The organism is Streptomyces alfalfae (assembly GCF_004127445.1).
GTDB classification, from domain to species: Bacteria; Actinomycetota; Actinomycetes; order Streptomycetales; family Streptomycetaceae; genus Streptomyces; species Streptomyces alfalfae.
Window position 1 is genome coordinate 1 of record NZ_QEXM01000048.1, and the last position, 19,156, is coordinate 19,156.

The 19,156-nt window shown below is 71.7% G+C and carries 18 protein-coding genes and 1 rRNA gene; 16 read left to right on the forward strand and 3 right to left on the reverse strand.

What is annotated here, in order from left to right; translation table 11 throughout:
* Positions 1-120 precede the first annotated feature (120 nt).
* The 9 genes from rrf (at position 121) to DCW30_RS29585 (ending at position 7,400) form a co-directional block, all read left to right on the forward strand.
* A 5S ribosomal RNA gene (gene rrf / locus DCW30_RS29545) occupies positions 121-237 on the forward strand.
* Positions 238-364: 127 nt separating this feature from the next.
* Complete coding sequence (locus DCW30_RS29550; RefSeq protein WP_076685083.1) at positions 365-1,009, forward strand: HAD family hydrolase; 645 nt, start codon at positions 365-367, stop codon at positions 1,007-1,009.
* A 49-nt stretch (positions 1,010-1,058) separates the two neighbouring features.
* The gene (locus DCW30_RS29555) at positions 1,059-2,291 is read left to right on the forward strand and encodes an MFS transporter (RefSeq protein WP_103557437.1); all 1,233 of its coding nucleotides are present in this window, start codon (positions 1,059-1,061) and stop codon (positions 2,289-2,291) included.
* A complete protein-coding gene (locus tag DCW30_RS29560) occupies positions 2,242-3,417 on the forward strand; it encodes an acetoin utilization protein AcuC (protein ID WP_076689006.1) in 1,176 nt (391 codons plus the stop codon). The genes DCW30_RS29555 and DCW30_RS29560 overlap by 50 nt, the downstream gene beginning before the upstream one ends.
* A gap of 160 nt (positions 3,418-3,577) precedes the next feature.
* Complete coding sequence (locus tag DCW30_RS29565) at positions 3,578-4,393, forward strand: phosphatase (RefSeq protein WP_076685082.1); 816 nt, start codon at positions 3,578-3,580, stop codon at positions 4,391-4,393.
* Positions 4,394-4,525: 132 nt separating this feature from the next.
* Positions 4,526-4,735, forward strand: coding sequence for a helix-turn-helix domain-containing protein (locus DCW30_RS29570; RefSeq protein ID WP_062770509.1), 210 nt, complete (start codon positions 4,526-4,528; stop codon positions 4,733-4,735).
* A 149-nt stretch (positions 4,736-4,884) separates the two neighbouring features.
* On the forward strand, positions 4,885-4,983 hold the full coding sequence (locus DCW30_RS29575) for a 30S ribosomal protein bS22 (protein WP_003948845.1): 99 nt from the start codon (positions 4,885-4,887) through the stop codon (positions 4,981-4,983).
* A gap of 294 nt (positions 4,984-5,277) precedes the next feature.
* Positions 5,278-6,327 carry an NAD-dependent epimerase/dehydratase family protein gene (locus DCW30_RS29580; RefSeq protein WP_076685081.1) on the forward strand — a complete coding sequence of 350 codons (1,050 nt, stop codon included), beginning with the start codon at positions 5,278-5,280 and terminating at the stop codon, positions 6,325-6,327.
* 14 nt (positions 6,328-6,341) lie between these two features.
* Positions 6,342-7,400, forward strand: coding sequence for a lysophospholipid acyltransferase family protein (locus DCW30_RS29585; RefSeq protein WP_076685080.1), 1,059 nt, complete (start codon positions 6,342-6,344; stop codon positions 7,398-7,400).
* A gap of 113 nt (positions 7,401-7,513) precedes the next feature.
* Here the strand turns inward: DCW30_RS29585 and DCW30_RS29590 are convergent, their stop codons facing one another.
* The 3 genes from DCW30_RS29590 to DCW30_RS29600 all read right to left on the reverse strand — a co-directional run bounded on the left by DCW30_RS29590 (position 7,514) and on the right by DCW30_RS29600 (position 11,122).
* Positions 7,514-8,755 carry a DUF5667 domain-containing protein gene (locus DCW30_RS29590; RefSeq protein WP_076685079.1) on the reverse strand — a complete coding sequence of 414 codons (1,242 nt, stop codon included), beginning with the start codon at positions 8,753-8,755 and terminating at the stop codon, positions 7,514-7,516.
* Between the two features lie 282 nt (positions 8,756-9,037).
* On the reverse strand, positions 9,038-9,823 hold the full coding sequence (locus DCW30_RS29595) for an ECF subfamily RNA polymerase sigma factor, BldN family (protein WP_063802712.1): 786 nt from the start codon (positions 9,821-9,823) through the stop codon (positions 9,038-9,040).
* Between the two features lie 354 nt (positions 9,824-10,177).
* A complete protein-coding gene (locus DCW30_RS29600) occupies positions 10,178-11,122 on the reverse strand; it encodes an HAD family hydrolase (RefSeq protein ID WP_062774887.1) in 945 nt (314 codons plus the stop codon).
* A gap of 138 nt (positions 11,123-11,260) precedes the next feature.
* On the opposite strand from DCW30_RS29600, the gene DCW30_RS29605 reads away from it, so the two are divergent.
* The 7 genes from DCW30_RS29605 (at position 11,261) to DCW30_RS29635 (ending at position 19,150) form a co-directional block, all read left to right on the forward strand.
* The gene (locus DCW30_RS29605; protein ID WP_076685078.1) at positions 11,261-11,539 is read left to right on the forward strand and encodes a glutaredoxin family protein; all 279 of its coding nucleotides are present in this window, start codon (positions 11,261-11,263) and stop codon (positions 11,537-11,539) included.
* A 363-nt stretch (positions 11,540-11,902) separates the two neighbouring features.
* Entirely contained in the window at positions 11,903-12,658 is a 756-nt protein-coding gene (locus DCW30_RS29610; protein ID WP_062774893.1) for a redox-sensing transcriptional repressor Rex, read from the forward strand.
* The gene (locus DCW30_RS29615; protein ID WP_076685077.1) at positions 12,655-14,361 is read left to right on the forward strand and encodes a glutamyl-tRNA reductase; all 1,707 of its coding nucleotides are present in this window, start codon (positions 12,655-12,657) and stop codon (positions 14,359-14,361) included. Before DCW30_RS29610 ends, DCW30_RS29615 begins: the two co-directional genes overlap by 4 nt.
* Complete coding sequence (gene hemC / locus DCW30_RS29620; protein WP_062774898.1) at positions 14,358-15,356, forward strand: hydroxymethylbilane synthase; 999 nt, start codon at positions 14,358-14,360, stop codon at positions 15,354-15,356. Before DCW30_RS29615 ends, hemC begins: the two co-directional genes overlap by 4 nt.
* Positions 15,353-17,011, forward strand: coding sequence for a bifunctional uroporphyrinogen-III C-methyltransferase/uroporphyrinogen-III synthase (locus DCW30_RS29625; RefSeq protein WP_062774900.1), 1,659 nt, complete (start codon positions 15,353-15,355; stop codon positions 17,009-17,011). Before hemC ends, DCW30_RS29625 begins: the two co-directional genes overlap by 4 nt.
* An 86-nt stretch (positions 17,012-17,097) precedes the next feature.
* The gene (gene hemB / locus DCW30_RS29630) at positions 17,098-18,087 is read left to right on the forward strand and encodes a porphobilinogen synthase (protein WP_076685076.1); all 990 of its coding nucleotides are present in this window, start codon (positions 17,098-17,100) and stop codon (positions 18,085-18,087) included.
* A gap of 82 nt (positions 18,088-18,169) precedes the next feature.
* Entirely contained in the window at positions 18,170-19,150 is a 981-nt protein-coding gene (locus DCW30_RS29635) for a zinc-binding dehydrogenase (protein ID WP_076685075.1), read from the forward strand.
* Positions 19,151-19,156 lie beyond the last annotated feature (6 nt).

Consider the following 19,156-nt stretch of genomic DNA (forward strand, 5'->3'; position numbering starts at 1 on the left):
ACTGGTACTAATAGGCCGAGGGCTTGTCCTCAGTTGCTCGCGTCCACTGTGTTGGTTCTGAAACCACGAACAACCCCGCGTTTGTCACAGAGCGTGGTGCGGTTGACAGTTTCATAGTGTTTCGGTGGTCATAGCATGAGGGAAACGCCCGGTTACATTCCGAACCCGGAAGCTAAGCCTCATAGCGCCGATGGTACTGCAGGGGGGACCCTGTGGGAGAGTAGGACGCCGCCGAACTATTTTTACGGGAAACCCCCGCACCTTTTGGTGCGGGGGTTTTCTGCGTTCCGGGCCCTTTCCCGTACTCGGGGTCGGCCCTCTGCTTCTGCCTTCCGGGCCGGAAAGCCGCCGTTAGGGTCGACGCATGCGATACGACCTGGTCATCTTCGACAATGACGGCGTCCTCGTGGACAGTGAGCCGATCTCCAACACCATTCTTGCGGCGTATCTGACCGAGCTCGGGCACCCCACCAGCTACGAGGAGTCCCTGCGCGACTACATGGGCGGTGCGGTCCACCGCGTACACGACCTGGTCTTCGAGCGCAGTGGGCGGCGGCTGCCCGGCGACTTCGACGAGGAGTTCCACGGGCGGGTCTTCGCCGCTTTCGAGCGGGAACTCCAGGCCATGGACGGGGCCGTCGAGGTCCTGGAGAAACTGACGAGCGACGGGGTCGCCTACTGCCTGGCCTCGTCCGGGAGCCATGAGCGGATTCGGGTGGGGCACCGGAAGGCCGGGCTCGACGCGTGGTTCGACGAGGAGCGGGTCTTCAGTTCCCAGGACGTGGGGCGGGGGAAGCCGGCACCCGACCTCTTCCTGTACGCGGCGGAGCGGATGGGGGTGGCCCCCGAGCGCTGTGCGGTCGTGGAGGACAGCCCGCTCGGGGTGCGGGCCGCTCTGGCGGCCGGGATGGACGTGTACGGGTTCACCGCCATGACGCCCGCCGAGAGGCTCGTGGGCGCGACCGAACTCTTCAGCGACCTGCGTGAGTTGCCCTCCCTTCTCGCCTGATGCAGGCACTTCCTGACACGGGTGGTGCGGAGCCCTACGCTTCCCGGCCATGACACATGTGCTGCGGCGCGGCAGGGCCTCGCTGGCGTTCGCGTTCCTGGTGCAGGGCGTGGCCTTCGCGCTGCTGGTGACGCGTATCCCGGCGATCCAGGACCGGTACGGAATATCCGACGGGCTGCTGCCCGTCTTCCTCGCGGCGGTGCCCCTCCTGGCCGGGGTGGGGAGCGTGGCCACCGGCAAGCTGGTCGAGAAGATGCCGCCCAGCGGGGTGCTGCGGTGGTCGCAGCCGGTCGTGCTGCTCTCGCTCCTCGGGGTGGGCTCCGGCGAGGAGCTGTGGCAGGTGGCGCTCGCGCTGGGGGCCTTCGGGCTCGCGGTGGGGGCGCTCGACGCTTCGATGAACATGCTCGGGGTCAGTCTTCAGCGGGCGTACGGGCGCAGCATCATGCTCGGTTTCCATGCCGCGTACAGCTTCGGCGGGATCGCGGGGGCGTCGCTGGCCTGGGCGGGTGCGCGCGGGGACCTGGCGCTGTTCGTGTCGTATCTGCCGGCCGTGGCCGTGCTGCTGCCCGCGGCGCTGGTCGGGAGCCGGTGGTACGTCGACGCCGAGGTGGAGGAACCGGCGGACGGTCCGGCGGCGGTGCGGGGCGGAAGTGTCGCCTTTCCGCTGCTGCTGCCGCTCTGCCTGGTGATGACGTTCGCGTACATCGGGGACTCCACGGTCTCCAACTGGAGCGCCAAGTACCTCCAGGACGTGCTGGGCGGCTCGGAGGAGGTCTCGACCGTTCCGTACAACGTCTACATGGTCATGACGCTCGTGGGGCGGGGGCTCGGGGATCTGGGGGTGCGGCGCTTCGGGGCCGTGGCGGTGGTGCGGGGCGGGGCCCTGGTGGCGGCCGTCGGGTTCGCGGTCGTGGCGGCTGCGCCCGGGGCGTGGACGGGGATCGCCGGGTTCACGGTGGTCGGGCTCGGGCTGTGCGTGATCGTTCCGCAGACGTTCGCCGCGGCGGGCAGGCTCGCCTACGACGAACAGGGCGCCGCGGCTTCGGACGCGGCCGTCGCGCGACTGAACGTCTTCAACTATGTGGGCTTTTTGATCGGTTCGCCGCTGGTGGGCGGGCTCGGGGACGCGTGGAACTACCGGGGCGCGATGCTCGTTCCTCTGGTGTTGGTGCTTGCGACCGTCGTGTACGCCCGCTCTTTCGCCCCGGGAGCGGACCGATACGGTGACGGGCATGAGCGGCCGCGCACAGCTGATGTGGGACGAGGCAGTAACGGGCTATGACTTCGGCCCGGGTCACCCCATGGACCCGGTCAGGCTCGGGCTGACCCGAAGTCTTGTCGGCGCCTTCGGGCTCGACCAGGAGTTGGACGTGGTCGCGGCCAAGCGCGCCGGTGACTCGACGCTGCGCCTCGTGCACCGCGAGGACTACGTGGCGGCGGTCAAGGCGGTCTCCGAGGACCCCGCGTCCGCGCGCGGGGAGTACGGTCTCGGGACCGAGGACGACCCCGCCTTCGCCGGCATGCACGAGGTGTCGGCGCTGATCGCCGGGCAGTCCGTGGGGGCGGCCGAGGCGGTGTGGCGCGGCGACGCCCTGCACGCGGTGAACTTCGCGGGCGGACTGCACCACGCGATGCCCGGCGGCGCCTCGGGCTTCTGCATCTACAACGACGCGGCGCTCGCCATCGCGCGCCTCCTGGAGCTGGGCGCCGAGCGCGTGGCGTACGTGGACGTCGACGTGCACCACGGGGACGGGGTGCAGGCCGCGTTCTGGGAGGACCCGCGGGTCCTGACGGTCTCGCTGCACGAGCACCCCCGGACGCTGTTCCCGCAGACCGGCTGGCCGGAGGAGACGGGCGCGGGCGGCACGGCCGAGGGTTCGGCGGTGAACGTCGCGCTGCCCGCCGGCACCGGGGACGCCGGGTGGCTGCGGGCCTTCCACGCCGTGGTGCCGGAGCTGCTCGCGGAGTTCCGGCCGCAGGTCCTCGTGACGCAGCACGGCGCCGACACGCACTTCGACGATCCGCTGGCGCATCTGGCCGTCTCCCTCGACGCGCAGCGGGCCGTGCAGGTCGCCTGCCACGGGCTGGCGCACGAGCACGCCGACGGCCGCTGGGTCGCGCTGGGCGGCGGGGGGTACGCGGTGGTGGACGTCGTGCCGCGCTCCTGGACGCACCTCGTCGCGATCGCCGCGGGGCGGCCCGTGGAGCCGGCGACGCCGATCCCGGAGTCCTGGCGGCAGGAGGCCTATGCGCGGACGCGGCAGCTGGCGCCGGGGCGGATGACGGACGGGCGGTGGCCCGTGGACTGGCGGGGCTGGGAGGCGGGTTACGACCCGGCGGACCGGCTCGACCAGGCGGTGCTCGCCGCTCGCCGGGCGGCGTTCCCGCTGCGGGGGCTGTTGCCGTAGGCCCCCGAGCCGTACGACGGCAGCCGGCGCACCATAGCCGCGGCCGTCAGCCGCCGCAGCCGCAGCCGCAGCCGTCAGATTATGCCCGCGTTAGCCCAACTGTGGGTGCTTTTCGGGGTTTTCGCCGTCGGGTGGGCCGCCGTGCGTCAGCATCGGCAGCGTGTTGAGCACCGGCGCCCTGCGTGCGCATCTGTTGGCGGCTCGGTTGGCCGGGCCCGTGGCCACCCCCCGGGAGAAGAGTCTGCGGAGCTACCGGCTCTTCGCGGCCAGGGACCCGCGGATACTCCTCGGGCTCGACCCCGAGTGGCGGTGGGGTCCCGGCGATCTGCTGGGGCTCATGGCCGACAGGTGCGGGGTGTCCGCCGATCCGGGGTACACGAGCGGGGCCGACGTCATCGATCCGGAGCGGACGCTGACGGCGCTCGACGCCTTCGCCGGACGGCTCGCGGGGGCCGCGCGAAGACGTCTCCCCGTACTCTTCGGGACCGGGCATCCGCATCGGCTGCTCGGGTTCTACGCCGCTTTGGCGGACGCGTTGTCGGCGGCCGGATGCACCGTCCTCACCCCCGCGCAGGGTCACAGTGTCGACATAACGACCCGGTTCGGCCTACGCACGTACAACCTTGACTACGTACAAGGAGTCGCGTTGGTGCGCGAACCCGGCGCGCGGCCGGCCGGGAGTGGGACCGGCGCACACACCCACTCACCACTCCCGGTTCGGGCGGTTCTGGATGCCGCCGCGGAGGCCGGCGGACCGCTTCCCGAGCTTGTCGTGGGAGACCATGGATGGGTCTGCGGAGCAGGTCAGCTGGGGTTTGAGGCGATCGGTCTGGCGGATACGGATGATCCCGCGCTGTTCGTCGGAGAGGCCGAGGGACGGGTGTCCGTCGTCGTTCCGCTTGATGACGCTGTGCGGTCTGATTACTACCGACCGCTTACTCGCTATGTACTCAATCGAGCGTGTCTGTCACAGTAGGCGGCCGATGGCTGCTCCTCTTCCCCACTCGCATCATCCGCCCCTAGTCTGGGGAGTGAGCGCGCAGCGACGAAGAGTCACCGGAAGGGGAAGCCGGTGCCCGTCATGTGCGGAAGGTTCAGGTGGGGTGTCATGGCTGAGAACCAGAGGCCGCTGAACGAGGTTCAGTTCCTGACCGTGGCGGAAGTCGCCTCGGTGATGCGAGTGTCCAAGATGACCGTGTACCGCTTGGTGCACAGCGGTCATCTGCCCGCCATCCGGGTCGGAAGGTCCTTCCGGGTCCCGGAACAGGCGGTGCACGAATACCTCCGCGAGTCCTATGTGGGGGTCGAGGCAGGCTGAGCGCGGGGGCCTCCGGGCCCCTTCGCCGCGGGGTCCGTTGCCCCTCGATTACGTCCCTCACGCCGGGGCGGGTAGGCTAGGCCGACGTAGGTCGTGTGGGCCCAGTCTGCTGCCCCGCACCGAGTGAAGAGAAGTGAGCGAGGGTAGTCGTGGGCTCTGTTATCAAGAAGCGGCGTAAGCGGATGGCCAAGAAGAAGCACCGCAAGCTGCTGAAGCGCACTCGCGTTCAGCGTCGCAACAAGAAGTAAGCGACCGCTGTACAGCGCGTTCGAAGCCCTCCCGTCCTTTTCGGCGGGAGGGCTTCGGCATGTCCGGAGCCGGACGAGGTACTCGGAAGGCCGGGCGGACACGCGAAGGGTCCGACCGGTGCCCGGGAGCCGGACGCGGTGCTTGAGCGCCGGACGGTTGGTCCGTACGTGTGGCTGTGTCCGTCGTCACTTCCCGCCGCGCACGGACATCACAGCGCAACACGGACCCGCTAGCGTGGTCACGGACGCGGACGACGGTGCGCGGCGAGGGCTGGGGAAAGGCAGGCGCTGATCTTGGGCGAGGTCGTGCTCGTGACCGGAGTGGCCCGGCAACTGGGCGGCAGGTTCGTCCGGCGCGTCCAGCGCGATCCCGAGGTGGACCGGGTGATCGCCGTCGACGCGGTGCCGCCCGAACACCATCTGGGCGGAGCCGACTTCGTCCGGGCCGACATCCGGCAGCCCGCGATCGCCAAGATCCTCGCCGAGTACGGGGTGGACACGGTCGTCCACATGGACGTCACGGCGACCGCGCTCGGCAGCGGCAGCCGGGGCTCCGTCAAGGAGACCAACGTCATCGGCACCATGCAGCTCCTCGGAGCCTGCCAGAAGTCGCCGACGGTGAAGCGGCTGGTGGTGAAGTCGAGCACCAGCGTGTACGGCTCGGCGCCCAAGGACCCCGCGGTCTTCACCGAGACGACGGTGCCCAAGTCGCTGCCGAGCGGCGGATTCGCCAAGGACACCGTCGAGGTCGAGGGCTATGTGCGGGGCTTCGCGCGCCGCCGCCCCGACGTCGCGGTCTGCGTGCTGCGCTTCGCCAACATCCTCGGCCCCACGGCCGACTCCCCGCTCGCCGAGTACTTCTCGCTGCCGGTCCTGCCGACCGTGTTCGGCTACGACCCGCGGCTGCAGTTCGTCCACGAGGACGACGCCGTCGAGGTGCTCCGCCTGGCCTCGCACGAGCCGCGGCGCGGGACGCTCAACAGCGGCACCTTCAACATCGCGGGCGACGGCCTGCTGCTGCTCTCCCAGTGCTCCCGGCGGCTCGGCCGCCCCACCGTGCCGGTGCTCCTGCCGGCCGTCACCTGGGTCGGCTCGGCGCTGCGCACCGTGGGCATGACGGACTTCTCGCCGGAGCAGCTGCGGCTGCTGACCCACGGCAGGGTCGTGGCCACCCGGCAGATGCGCGAGACACTGGGGTTCGAGCCGAAGTACACGACCGCGGAGGCCTTCGCGGACTTCGTGCGCAGCCGCGGTCCCGGGCTGCTGCCGCCGGGTGCCCTCGCGGGGGCCGTGGACCGGATCGCCGCGCTGCCCTTCGCGGGCGGCAACCGATGCGCCAACTGAGGAGAGCGTCAACGATGGCGGACGCCAAGGTCATTCCGTTCGACGACGACCGGTCGCGCGGCGCGGCGCAGCGCTCGCCGCGCCGCAGGTCCTCGCCCCGCCGCAAGGGCGACGCCGCGGCCGTGAGCGAGGTCAAGACGCTGCCCGGCAGGCAGCGGGAGGACGCGCGGGGCGCGGAGCCCGCGGCCGGGCCCCCGGAGCCGGCGCGGCGGCCCCAGGAAGAGCCACGGGGCGGCGGCCTCGACCGCCGTGTCGCGGGCGGCCTGGCGTTCCTGCGGCGGCGGCTGACGGGGGAGTACGAGGTCGACGACTTCGGTTACGACGAGGAGCTGACCGACCAGGTCCTGATGTCGCTGCTCCGCCCCTTCTACGAGAAGTACTTCCGGGTGGAGGTGAAGGGCGTCGAGAACATCCCCGCCGAGGGCGGGGCCCTGATCGTCGCCAACCACTCGGGGACGCTGCCGCTGGACGGCCTGATGATGCAGGTCGCGGTGCACGACAACCATCCGCAGGGCCGGCATCTGCGGCTGCTCGCCGCGGACCTCGTCTTCATGCTGCCGGTGGTCAACGAACTGGCACGCAAGGCCGGACACACCCTGGCGTGCGCGGAGGACGCCGAGCGGCTCCTGGAGCGGGGCGAGCTGGTCGGGGTGATGCCGGAGGGCTTCAAGGGCATCGGGAAGCCGTTCAGCGAGCGCTACAAGCTCCAGCGGTTCGGCAGGGGCGGCTTCGTCTCGACGGCGCTCAGGGCGGGCGCTCCGATCGTCCCGTGCTCGATCGTGGGCGCCGAGGAGATCTACCCGATGATCGGCAACGCGAAGACGCTCGCGCGGGTCCTCGGCATCCCGTACTTCCCGCTCACACCCACGTTCCCCTGGCTCGGGCCGCTGGGGGCGCTGCCGCTGCCGACGAAGTGGACGATCCAGTTCGGCGAGCCGATCCCGACGGACGGCTATCCGCTGGAGGCGGCGGACGACCCGATGCTGATGTTCAACCTGACGGACCAGGTGCGCGAGCAGATCCAGCATTCGCTGTACAAGCTGCTCGTGCAGCGGCGGTCGGTGTTCTTCTAGAGTCGGCCGGTCCTCTTCCACGAGCGCCTACGGGCGCACGCGTACGCGGCTGAGGGGCGCCCCCCGTCGGGAGAGCGCCCCTCAGCCACGGGCCGCGAGCGCGGTGGCGGCCGCTACTTGGAGTCGTCCGTGTCGAGGCCGAGCTCCGGGAGCAGTCCTGGCAGGAGCGGGGGCAGGGTGACCTCCGGCTTGGCCGGGGTTTCCTTGCCGGGTTTGCTCCTGCCGTCCGACGGGGTGGGGGTCGTCTTCTCGTCCGGTGGGTCGAGGAGACCGCCGACGCTGCCGCCGAGGAGGCCGTCGTCGTCACTGCGGTGGGGTGAGGCGGGCTTGTCCTTGCGGGGCTCGCCGGTGTCGCCGCTCCCTCCGCTCTCGGGGGACGAGGAGTGCCGGCCGGTGTCGTCCGGGCGGCTGGGGCTCTGCGGTGTCCCGCCGCCCGATCCGTCCTTCCGCGGGACGTGGGGCAACTTCGCCCGCAGCGGCTCGACGTCGTCTTCTATGGCGTCGAACACGGACTCCACCTGGTCGCTCATGTCGCCGAGCTGGACGGGGAGCCGGCCCTGGAGGTCGCTCCACGTGTCCCGGTGGGAGCGGGAGAAGGCGGAGAGCGCCTGCATGGGGCCGAGCGATCCGTCCCGCTCGAACGCCTGGTGGAGCAGGCGGTGCCCCTCGCTGGCGTCGTGCCGCATGCCGGTGAGGGCTCGCCTGATCTCGCCGATGGACTCGTGGTCCAGGGGGCCCGAGCGTTCCCGCTCCATGAGCCTGCGCGCTTCGTTCAGCCGGGTGGAGGCCTGGTCGAGGTAGATCCGGCCGCGGTCGGCGTCGTCGTCGGCCAGGCCCAGCTTGAGATCTTCCATGCCGCGCTTGAGGCCGTACAGCGAGTCGCCGGGGAGGGCGTCGGAGCTGGCGGCCGCGACTCCGCCGAAGGCGCCCGCCGCGACGCCGACGGTGAGACCGCCGGCGGCGATGCCCTTGGAGAGCCGGGTGCGCGGCCGCAGCCTGTGCAGCGGGCCCGCTCGGTGCGCGCCCTTGCGGGTGCGCTGTTCGGGCACCGCGGCGCCGCCGTCGCGGAGCATGGCCTCCATCGCGGCCACGAGCTGGGCGCGATGGACGACCTTGACCTCGGGGTCGAGGACGGGTTTGGGCAGCGCGTCGAGGCTTTCCGTCAGGGCCAGCATGCGGCCCCGCTCGGTCGGCTCGGCGCTGGCCGCTGTGGTTTCGGGGGACTCCACGGCCACGGCCGCGGGCGTGGACGCGGAGTCCTCGGACTGCTCGGCCGCCGGGCGCTGGTCGGAATGGTCGTCCAGGGCCTGGGCGAAGGCGTTCGCCCGCCGGTGGGCCGATACGTTCGCGATCACTGGCGGCACCTCCTCTCGTCATGACGGTCGACTCCCCAAGGGGGGCCGCCTGGCCTGAGCGCTTCCACACGTCCGAGTGAGCGTATGGCGTCTCCCTCGCGCCTCGGGAGCGGAGGGAACGGTCAGGTGGCGACCACAGGGAGCCTGCATCCCGCACAACGAGCGTCGCGGCACTTGGGTTACGGACGAAAGATGATCGGACCGCAAGGAATCACCAAAGGGCCGTGACGGCCATCAGGCCGACACGGACAGTGAGTTGGGCGCTCCGGAGCGCTGCCGGCGTTACCGCACGTCGTCCGGGAGGAGCCGCGCGAGCGTGCGCACCGCGCGGTACTGAAGGGTTTTGATCGCGCCCTCGTTCTTTCCCATGACGCGCGCGGTCTCCGCGACGGAGAGGCCTTGCAGGAAGCGCAGGGTCACGCACTCCTGCTGCTGGGGGTTGAGGCGGCGGACGGCTTCGAGCAGTGCCGCGTTCGACAGGGACTCCAGGACGGAGTCCTCGGGGCTGCGCTCGACCTCGTTGGCGTCGAGCATTTCGCCGGTGGTCACTTCGAGGCGGAACCGGCTCGATTTGAAGTGGTCGGCGACCAGGTTGCGGGCGATCGTGACCAGCCAGGCGCCGAAGTCGCGGCCCTGCCAGGTGAAGGTGCCGATGCGGCGGAGGGCGCGCAGAAAGGTCTCACTGGTGAGGTCCTCGGCGGTCGCCTTGCCGCCCACGCGGTAGTAGATGTAGCGGTAGACCGTGTCGCTGTACTGGTCGTAGAGGCGGCCGAAGGCGTCGGACTCGCCGGCCTGCGCGCGTTCGACGAGCGCCATCATGCGGGCGCTGTCACTGTCGGCGGCGGGCCGGCGGTGGGTGGTGGTCGCGGCGGCGGCGGAGCGGGATCGTCTGCTGACAGCCGCACCGCCGTCCGCCAGGGCATAACACGGCCCGACGGGTGCCGGGGCGGCGAAGGCGGGGACGGGGGGGACGGCGTACGCGGTGGGGACGAAGCCGCGCAAGCGGTCGAGGACCGTTGCGCGCAGCGTAGCCAGGCCCGAGGCGTCAACCCCGACGTGTGGGTACACGGGACTCCCAGAGGCAGAGCTTCCATCACGTGCAGTTCCGGACCGTTCACTCGTCGTGACGACAAGCGGTGACGAGCGAGGCCCGTTCATGCGTCTGAGGAGAATAACGCTTCATACAGGCAGCGCTACACCCAGTTGCTCAAATCATCGATTACGTCGCTTCTGTAACCGATCCGCACATGGATGAGCAGCGGAGAGTGACCGTTTACTGATCGGTTCGGTTCACATTCCGTGTTCACGCGAGGCGTGTTGTGGCCGAGTCCCTCCGGGGGGACTGGCGGGGGGCGGGACGGGGTAGGACCGGGGGATTGCGCGCCGGCCGATGGGCCCCGAGGGCCGCCGGGGGCGCGTTCCTCAGTGGCGGCGGCGGTGCAGCGCGATAGCGGCGGCCGTGCCGCCCGCGACCGCGCCCACGCCCGCGGCGGCCGGGATGCCGACCTTCGCGGCCTTGCGGCCCGTGCGGTAGTCCCGCAGCCGCCAGTCCCGCTCACGGGCGTGCCTGCGCAGCTTGGCGTCGGGGTTGATCGCGTAGGGGTGGCCGACCAGCGACAGCATCGGGATGTCGTTGTGCGAGTCGCTGTACGCGGCGCAGCGTGCGAGGTCCAGGCCTTCGGCGGCGGCCAGGGCGCGGACCGCCTCTGCCTTGGCGGGGCCGTGCAGGGGCTCGCCGACGAGCTTGCCGGTGTAGACGCCGCCGACCGACTCGGCGACGGTGCCGAGGGCGCCGGTCAGGCCGAGGCGTCCCGCGATGACCGTGGCGATCTCCACGGGCGCCGCGGTGACCAGCCAGACCTTCTGGCCCGCGTCGAGGTGGGCCTGCGCGAGGGCGCGGGTGCCCGGCCAGATGCGCTCGGCCATGTACTCGTCGTAGATCTCCTCGCCGATGGACATCAGCTCGGCCACGCGGTGGCCCTTGACGATGGAGAGGGCGCTGTCGCGGGCGTCCTGCATGTGCTCGGGGTCCTCGACGCCGGCGAGCCGGAACCACGCCTGCTGCCAGGCGAAGCGGAACAGCTCCTGGCGCTCGAAGAACTCCCGCTTGTACAGGCCGCGGCCGAAGTGGAAGATCGCGGCGCCCTGCATGACGGTGTTGTCGAGGTCGAAGAAGGCGGCGGCCTTGTCGTCGCCGACGACGGGGAAGACGGGTTCCTCGGGGGCCACGTCGGGCGCGGTGCGCCCGGCGAGTTCCTCCAGCTCCTGGGAGGATTTGCGTGCTGCCTCAGCCGAGGCCTCGCCTGCCAACACGCTCCGCGCCGTGGCGGAGCGCCTACGGGGGGTGAGCCATCCGAGAGCGGCCATGTCGTGAGCATAGCCAGTCCCGCGGGCGGTTCCGGAGTCGGCGGGATGCGGGGGCCGTGAACACTCCGCGACCGGGCCGTTAAGCGGGGCGCGGGCCGGGCGCCCGCCGCACGGGGGCGGCGGGGCGAGAATGGCGGTATGAGCCCGATTTTTCGCCGTACGGAGAAGAAGAAGCCCGCGGAGCGCACCGTGACCCTGATCGGGAAGCCGGGCTGCCACCTGTGTGATGACGCACAGCGGGTCATCGAGAAGGTCTGCGGGGAGCTCGGCGCCCCGTGGGAGAAGAAGGACATCACGGAGGACGAGGAGCTGCACCGGGCGTACTGGGAGCAGATCCCCGTGGTCCTCGTGGACGGGGAGCAGCACACCTTCTGGCGCGTGGACGAGGCGCGGCTGCGCCGGGAGCTGACCGGCTGACGCGGTCGCCGGGAGGGGGCTTCGGTCACCGGTCGAGCGGTCTGGGCCGGGGTGGCGGGCCCGCAGGTTACTGACCGGGTAGTCCAAAGTGCCCGCGAAGTCGTCTACGCTTTGGGGCGGTTTTGTTCTCGGGGGTGATGATCGTGAGGAGTGTGTGCGGTTTTGCCCCCTTCAGGTGAGGAACGAAACCGCCCCTGCGCCGGTTCCACGATGGTGCGCCGGGCGTGCGTGAGCCCCGTCACGTTGGCAGGGCAAAACGGACACCATCTTTGTGCACGCGTTCACAAAGGCATAGCCTGCAGGGGACGGGGCGGTCTGGGGACGAGTGACCGCCTGCAGCCCCGCTCTACCCGCAGGAGCACCGTGGCAACTGGCCGAACTCACCGACCGGCGACCCGCAGCCGAGGGATTCCCGAGGCCACCGTCGCCAGGCTTCCGCTGTACCTCCGCGCTCTGACCGCACTGTCGGAGCGCTCGGTGCCCACGGTCTCCTCCGAGGAGCTCGCGGCCGCCGCGGGGGTCAACTCCGCGAAGCTGCGCAAGGACTTCTCCTACCTCGGTTCCTACGGGACGCGCGGCGTCGGCTATGACGTCGAGTATCTCGTGTACCAGATCTCCCGCGAGCTCGGCCTGACCCAGGACTGGCCGGTTGTCATCGTCGGCATCGGCAACCTCGGCGCCGCCCTGGCCAACTACGGCGGCTTCGCCTCGCGTGGTTTCCGTGTCGCGGCGCTGATCGACGCCGATCCGGCAATGGCCGGAAAGCCCGTGGCGGGCATGCCCGTGCAGCACACCGACGACCTCGAGAAGATCATCGAGGACAACGGCGTCTCGATCGGCGTCATCGCCACCCCGGCCGGCGCCGCCCAGCAGGTCTGCGAGCGGCTCGTCGCCGCCGGTGTGACCTCCATCCTGAACTTCGCGCCGACCGTGCTGTCCGTCCCGGACGGCGTCGACGTGCGCAAGGTCGACCTCTCCATCGAGCTGCAGATCCTCGCCTTCCACGAGCAGCGCAAGGCCGGCGAGGACCTGGCGGCCGACGACGTCGTGCCGCCCGTCGCCGCCAAGCAGCCCCGCAAGGGACCCGACGGGGACGTCCCCGCCGTGATGCCGGCATGAGTCTCCTGGTCGTGGGGCTGAGCCATCGCAGCGCCCCGGTGAGCGTCCTCGAACGAGCCGCGCTGAACGCGGACGCGCAGGCCAAGCTCCTGCAGGACACCCTCGCAGCCGAGCCCGCCACCGAGGCGGCCGTGCTCGCCACGTGCAACCGCATCGAGCTGTACGCGGACGTCGACAAGTTCCACGCGGGCGTCGCCGAGCTGTCGACGCTGCTCGCGCAGCACAGCGGCGTGGGCCTCGAAGAGCTGACCCCCTATCTGTACGTGCACTACGAGGACCGTGCCGTCCACCACCTCTTCTCGGTGGCGTGCGGCCTCGACTCCATGGTCGTCGGCGAGGGGCAGATCCTCGGCCAGATCAAGGACACCCTCGCGCGCGCGCAGGAACTGCACACCGCGGGCCGCCTGCTGAACGACCTGTTCCAGCAGGCGCTGCGGGTCGGCAAGCGCGCCCACTCCGAGACCGGCATCGACCGGGCCGGGCAGTCGCTCGTCACCTTCGGCCTCGAACAGCTCGCCGCGCGCGAGCCGGTCGGGGAGTGGGTCAGGGGCAAGCGCGCCCTGGTGATCGGCGCCGGCTCCATGTCCTCGCTGGCCGCGGCGACGCTCGTACGCGCCGGGGTGACGGAGATCGTGGTCGCCAACCGCACCTTCGAGCGGGCCGAGCGGCTCGCGGAGATCCTCGGCGACTCGGGTCCCGCCGGAGTGACGGCCCGCGCCGTCCCCATGGACTCCGTCGCCCGAGAACTGACACGTGCCGATGTCGCCGTCTCCTGCACCGGAGCGACGGGCCTCGTGCTGACCGCGGATGTCGTCTCGGCGGCCGTCGAGGGACGCGTGCCCGCCGAGGCCCGCCTCGGCGAGGTGCCCGCGCAGGCCAGGAGCGGCTCGGCGGGCACCGCCGTGCGCCCCGTCGAGACGGCCGAGGAGCCCTGCCCCTTCGACCTCTCCACCGCCCGCGGCTTCTCCGTGGCCGGTGAGGCGGCCGTCGCCGGCATGGACGCGGCCTCCCTGGAGCAGCACGCCGCCTGGGTGGACAACGCCCCGGCCGAGCGGCGCGAGGGCACGGCCCCCGACCCGCAGGCCGAGGCCGAGGCCATCGCCGCGCTGGTCGCGGCGGCCGGCCGCACCGGCAGGCTGCCGGAGCGGCGCCGCCCCTTCCCGTCGGCCGCCCATGCCCGCCCCGCCGTGCTCGCCCTGCTCGACCTCGCCATGCCCCGTGACATCGACGCCGCCGTGCACCGCGTACCCGGCGTGCGGCTCGTCGACATCGAGTCGCTCGCCGACGCCTCGGCCGACGCGCCCATGGCCGCCGACGTCGAGCAGGTGCGGAGCATCGTCTCCGACGAGGTCGCGGCCTTCGGCGCCGCACAGCGGGCCGCGCACATCACGCCGACCGTGGTCGCCCTGCGCACCATGGCCGCCGATGTGGTGGCCGGCGAGATGGCCCGGCTCGAAGGACGGCTGCCGGGTCTGGAGGACAAGCAGCGCGCGGAGATCACCCAGACCGTGCGCCGCGTCGTGGACAAACTGCTGCACGCGCCGACGGTGCGGGTCAAGCAGCTCGCCGGCGAACCCGGCGGCGCCGGGTACGCGGACGCGCTGCGGACGCTCTTCGACCTCGACCCGCAGACGGTCGCGGCGGTCAGCAGGGCGGACCACACGAACAACGAGAACGACGACCCGAATAGAGGCCGGGCATGACCGAGAGGGCTCTGAGGCTCGGGACCAGGCGCAGCATGCTGGCCATGGCCCAGTCGGGCCAAGTCGCGGAAGCCGTGACGCAGTTGACGGGACGGCCCGTCGAGCTCGTGGAGATCACCACGTACGGGGACACCTCGCGCGAGCACCTGGCGCAGATCGGCGGCACCGGCGTCTTCGTCGCCGCGCTGCGCGAGGCGCTCGCCCGCGACGAGGTCGACTTCGCCGTGCACTCGCTCAAGGACCTGCCCACCACGCAGCCCGAGGAGCTCGTGCTCGCGGCCGTGCCGGTCCGCGAGGACCCGCGCGACATCGTCGTCGCGCGCGACGGCCTGACCTTCCCGGAGCTGCCCGCGGGCGCCCGCGTCGGCACCGGCTCGCCGCGCCGCATGGCGCAGCTCAACGCCTACGCGCGCAGCCACGGCATGACCATCGAGACCGTGCCGATCCGCGGGAACATCGACACCCGCATCGGATACGTGCACAAGGGGGAGCTCGACGCCGTCGTGCTCGCCGCCGCCGGACTGAGCCGCGTCGGCAGGATCGACGAGGTGACCGACTTCCTGTCGGTCGACACTGTTCTGCCCGCCCCCGGCCAGGGGGCACTGGCGATCGAGTGCGCCGCGCACAACGCGTCACTCGCCGCCGCGCTCGCCGAGCTCGACGACCCGTCCACACGGGTCGCCGTGACCGCCGAGCGATCCCTGCTCGCCGCCCTGGAAGCCGGCTGCAGCGCACCTGTGGGCGCGCTGGCCGACCTTCCCCAAGCTCTCGACTTCGTTCGAGCAGGGGAGACCCCCATGGCCGACGGGCAGATTGTCAAGGAGATGCGCCTGCGCGGCGTCGTCGGCACGACCGACGGCTCGACGCTGGTGCAGCTGTCCACCACCGGTCCCGTGCCCGAGACGGAGACCCAAGCCATGGCGCTCGGCCGCGAACTCGCGGCGGAGATGCTCGCCAAGGGCGCGGCCGGTCTGATGGGGGAGCGAGCACTTTGAGCCCCACCTCGAACCTTCCCGGCATTCCCGCACACGGGCACGTCACCTTCCTGGGTGCCGGACCCGGAGATCCGGGACTGCTGACCCTGCGCGCCGTCGAGGCGCTGACCCGAGCGGAAGTGCTGATCGCCGAGCCGGATGTGCTCGACGTCGTCCGCGTGCACGCCAGGGGAGGTGTGGACACACCCCTGCCGAAGGCGACTGACGACATGTCAGCAGCCCCTGACACGGCGACTTTCCGAGCCGCCGCCAATCTTGTCATGGAGGCCGCGAGGGGCGGCAGGCGGGTCGTGCGTGCGGTCAGCGGCGACCCCGGCCTCGACACGTACGCGGCCGAGGAGATGCTCGCCTGCGCCGCCGAGGGCATCCCCTTCGAGGTCGTCCCCGGCATCGCGGCGGCCGTCGGCGTGCCCGCGTACGCCGGTGTGCCGCTGCGGGACGCGCAGGGCGCCGACGTGCGGTTCATCGACGCCCGTACGGCGTCCGAGCGCTGCTGGAGCGAGGTCGGCGCGTCCGACGGGACCGTCGTGGTCTCGACGTCGCTCGACTCCGTCGCCGCCGCCGCGGGCGAGCTGGTGGCCGCGGGCCGCAAGCCCGACACCCCGCTCACCGTGACCGTCGGCGGCACGACGACGCGCCAGCGCACCTGGAACGCCACCCTCGGCACCATCGCGCAGGTCTTCAAGCAGGCGAAGGTGCTGCCCTCGCCCGACGGCGGCCGGCCGGTCATAGCCGTGGTCGGCGAGCGGAGCTCGGCCGCCCAGCGCGACCAGCTCTCGTGGTTCGAGTCGAAGCCGCTCTTCGGCTGGCGCGTCCTCGTACCGCGTACGAAGGAGCAGGCCGCCTCGCTCTCCGACCAGCTCCGCTCCTACGGCGCCGTGCCGCACGAGGTGCCGACCATCGCGGTCGAGCCGCCGCGCACGCCCCAGCAGATGGAGCGCGCGGTGAAGGGCCTCGTCACCGGACGGTACGAGTGGATCGCTTTCACGTCCGTGAACGCCGTCAAGGCGGTGCGCGAGAAGTTCGAGGAGTACGGGCTCGACGCCCGCGCCTTCGCCGGGATCAAGGTCGCGGCCGTCGGTGAGCAGACCGCCGCCGCGCTCATTGCCTTCGGCGTCAAGCCGGACCTGGTGCCGAGCGGCGAGCAGTCGGCCGCAGGTCTCCTTGAGGACTGGCCGCCGTACGACCCGGTCTTCGACCCGATCGACCGGGTGTTCCTGCCGCGGGCCGACATCGCCACGGAGACGCTGGTGGCGGGCCTGATCGACCTCGGCTGGGAGGTGGACGACGTGACCGCCTACCGGACGGTGCGCGCCTCGCCGCCGCCGGCCGAGACCCGGGAGGCCATCAAGGGCGGCGGCTTCGACGCCGTGCTCTTCACCTCCTCCTCCACGGTCCGCAACCTCGTCGGCATCGCGGGCAAGCCGCACAACGTCACCGTGATCGCGTGCATCGGCCCCGCCACGGCGAAGACCGCCGAGGAGCACGGGCTGCGCGTGGACGTGATGGCTCCCGAGCCGTCGGTCCACAAGCTCGCCGAGGCGCTGGCCCAGTTCGGTGCGCAGCGGCGCGCCGCGGCCCTGGAGGCCGGGGACCCGGTGACCCGCCCGAGCGAGCGGCGTCCCGGTTCGCGACGACGGCGTACAGCGCCATAGGTTCGGGGTGGGGCGGGCGCCCGGCGCGCCCGCCCCACGACCCCACGACAGCAGCGGTACGAGCGGTACGAAACCAGGTGAAGTCAGTGACGAAGTACGGGTCCTTCCCCGGGTCGCGGCCCAGGCGGCTGCGGACGACTCCGGCCATGCGGCGCATGGTGGCGGAGACGCGCCTGCACCCGGCCGACCTGATCCTGCCCGCATTCGTGCGGGAGGGCATCAGCGCCCCGGTGGAGATCGGGGCCATGCCCGGCGTCTTCCAGCACACGCGCGACACCCTCAAGAAGGCGGCCGTCGAGGCCGTGGAGGCCGGTGTCGCCGGGATCATGCTCTTCGGCGTGCCCGAGGACGCCAAGAAGGACGGCGCCGGAACGGTGGGCACCGACGCCGACGGCATCCTCCAGGTCGCGCTGCGCGACGTCAGGGCCGAGGTCGGCGACGACCTCATCATCATGTCCGACCTGTGCCTGGACGAGTTCACCGACCACGGGCACTGCGGCGTGCTCGACGCCGAAGGACGCGTGGACAACGACGCGACCCTGGAGCGGTACGCGGAGATGGCGCAGGTCCAGGCCGACGCGGGCGCCCATGTGGTGGCCCCCAGCGGCATGATGGACGGCCAGGTCGGCGTCGTCCGTGACGCCCTCGACCAGGCGGGCCACGAGGACGTCTCGATCCTCGCCTACACCGTGAAGTACTCCTCCGCCTTCTACGGCCCCTTCCGCGAGGCCGTCGGCTCCTCCCTCAAGGGCGACCGCAAGACCTACCAGCAGGACCCGGCCAACGCCCGGGAGTCCCTGCGGGAGCTGGCGCTCGACCTGGAGGAGGGTGCCGACATGGTGATGGTCAAGCCGGCCGGACCCTACCTCGACATCCTCGCGAAGGTCGCCGACGCGGTCGACGTGCCGGTGGCCGCGTACCAGATCAGCGGCGAGTACGCGATGATCGAGGCCGCCGCCGAGCGGGGCTGGATCGACCGCGACAAGGCGATCATGGAATCCCTGACGGGCATCAGGCGCGCGGGCGCGAACATGATCCTCACCTACTGGGCCACCGAGGTGGCGCGGCAGCTCTGAGCGGCCCGTCGGCGGCCTCTTGACCTGAAGTCCGCTTGAGGTAGCAGGCTGGCGTGCGTCGAAGCAATCCGAGGAGGATGCCGTGCACGCCGTCGTTCTGCATGAGTTCGGGCCCGCCGAGAACCTGACGTACGAGACCTGGCCGGACCCCGTCGCGGGGCCCGGCCAGGTGCGTATCGCCGTACGGGCCGCCGGGGCGCACTTCGTCGAGACCGTCATGCGCAGGGGCGAGGCCTCCGACAAGGCCCCGCCGCTGCCGGAACTGCCCGCCGTCCTCGGCGGCGAGGTCGCGGGCGTCGTCGACGCGGTCGGCCCCGGCGTCGACCAGGGCTGGCTGGGCCGCTCCGTGGTCACGGCGCGCAGCGCACCCGGCGGCTACGCCGAGTCGACGGTCGCGGAAGCCTCCGCCCTGCACCCCGTCCCGGACGGTCTGGGCTTCGAGGACGCCGTGACGATGGTGGTGACCGGCGCCACCACCATGGGCCTGCTGGGCATCGCCGGGCTCCGCCCCGACGACGTGGTCCTCGTGACCTCGGCGGCCGGGGGCATCGGCCGGCTGGTCGTGCAGTACGCGCACGCCCTGGGGGCCACGGTCGTCGGAGCGGCGGGCGGCCCCGAGAAGACCGAAGCGGTACGGGCGCTCGGCGCCGACGTGGCCGTCGACTACGACCGCCCCGGCTGGCAGGAGACGGTGCGCGAACGCCTCGGCGGCGGCCGTCCCGTCACGGCAATCCTGGACGGCGTGGGCGGCGACAAGGCGGCGTCGGCCTTCGACCTGCTCGCCACCGGTGGACGGTACGTCGTCATCGGCTGGTCCTCGCAGCAGGCCTTCGAGCCGCCCCGCGGACTCCTCGCCGAACGCGGCGTCACCCACGTCAACGCCCTGCTCGAACTCATCGCCCACCCCGAGGAGGGCCCGGCCCGCGAGCGGGAGGCCCTGGAGGCGGCGGCGAAGGGCGAGTTGGCACCCGCCTGGCAGGCGTTCCCCCTGGCGGAGGCGGCACGGGCGCATGCGGAGATGGAACGGAGGGGAACCACGGGGAAGGTGGTCCTGGTTCCCTGAGCCGCC

What these genes read in the sequence shown, in the direction of transcription:
- DCW30_RS29570 (WP_062770509.1), top strand. Translation starts at nt 4,526, where the DNA reads ATGGCTGAGAACCAGAGGCCGCTGAACGAGGTTCAGTTCCTGACCGTG.
- DCW30_RS29585 (WP_076685080.1), top strand. Translation starts at nt 6,342, where the DNA reads ATGGCGGACGCCAAGGTCATTCCGTTCGACGACGACCGGTCGCGCGGC.
- hemC (WP_062774898.1), top strand. Translation starts at nt 14,358, where the DNA reads ATGACCGAGAGGGCTCTGAGGCTCGGGACCAGGCGCAGCATGCTGGCC.
- DCW30_RS29615 (WP_076685077.1), top strand. Translation starts at nt 12,655, where the DNA reads ATGAGTCTCCTGGTCGTGGGGCTGAGCCATCGCAGCGCCCCGGTGAGC.
- DCW30_RS29555 (WP_103557437.1), top strand. Translation starts at nt 1,059, where the DNA reads ATGACACATGTGCTGCGGCGCGGCAGGGCCTCGCTGGCGTTCGCGTTC.
- DCW30_RS29605 (WP_076685078.1), top strand. Translation starts at nt 11,261, where the DNA reads ATGAGCCCGATTTTTCGCCGTACGGAGAAGAAGAAGCCCGCGGAGCGC.
- DCW30_RS29560 (WP_076689006.1), top strand. Translation starts at nt 2,242, where the DNA reads ATGAGCGGCCGCGCACAGCTGATGTGGGACGAGGCAGTAACGGGCTAT.
- DCW30_RS29550 (WP_076685083.1), top strand. Translation starts at nt 365, where the DNA reads ATGCGATACGACCTGGTCATCTTCGACAATGACGGCGTCCTCGTGGAC.
- DCW30_RS29600 (WP_062774887.1), bottom strand. Translation starts at nt 11,122, where the DNA reads ATGGCCGCTCTCGGATGGCTCACCCCCCGTAGGCGCTCCGCCACGGCG.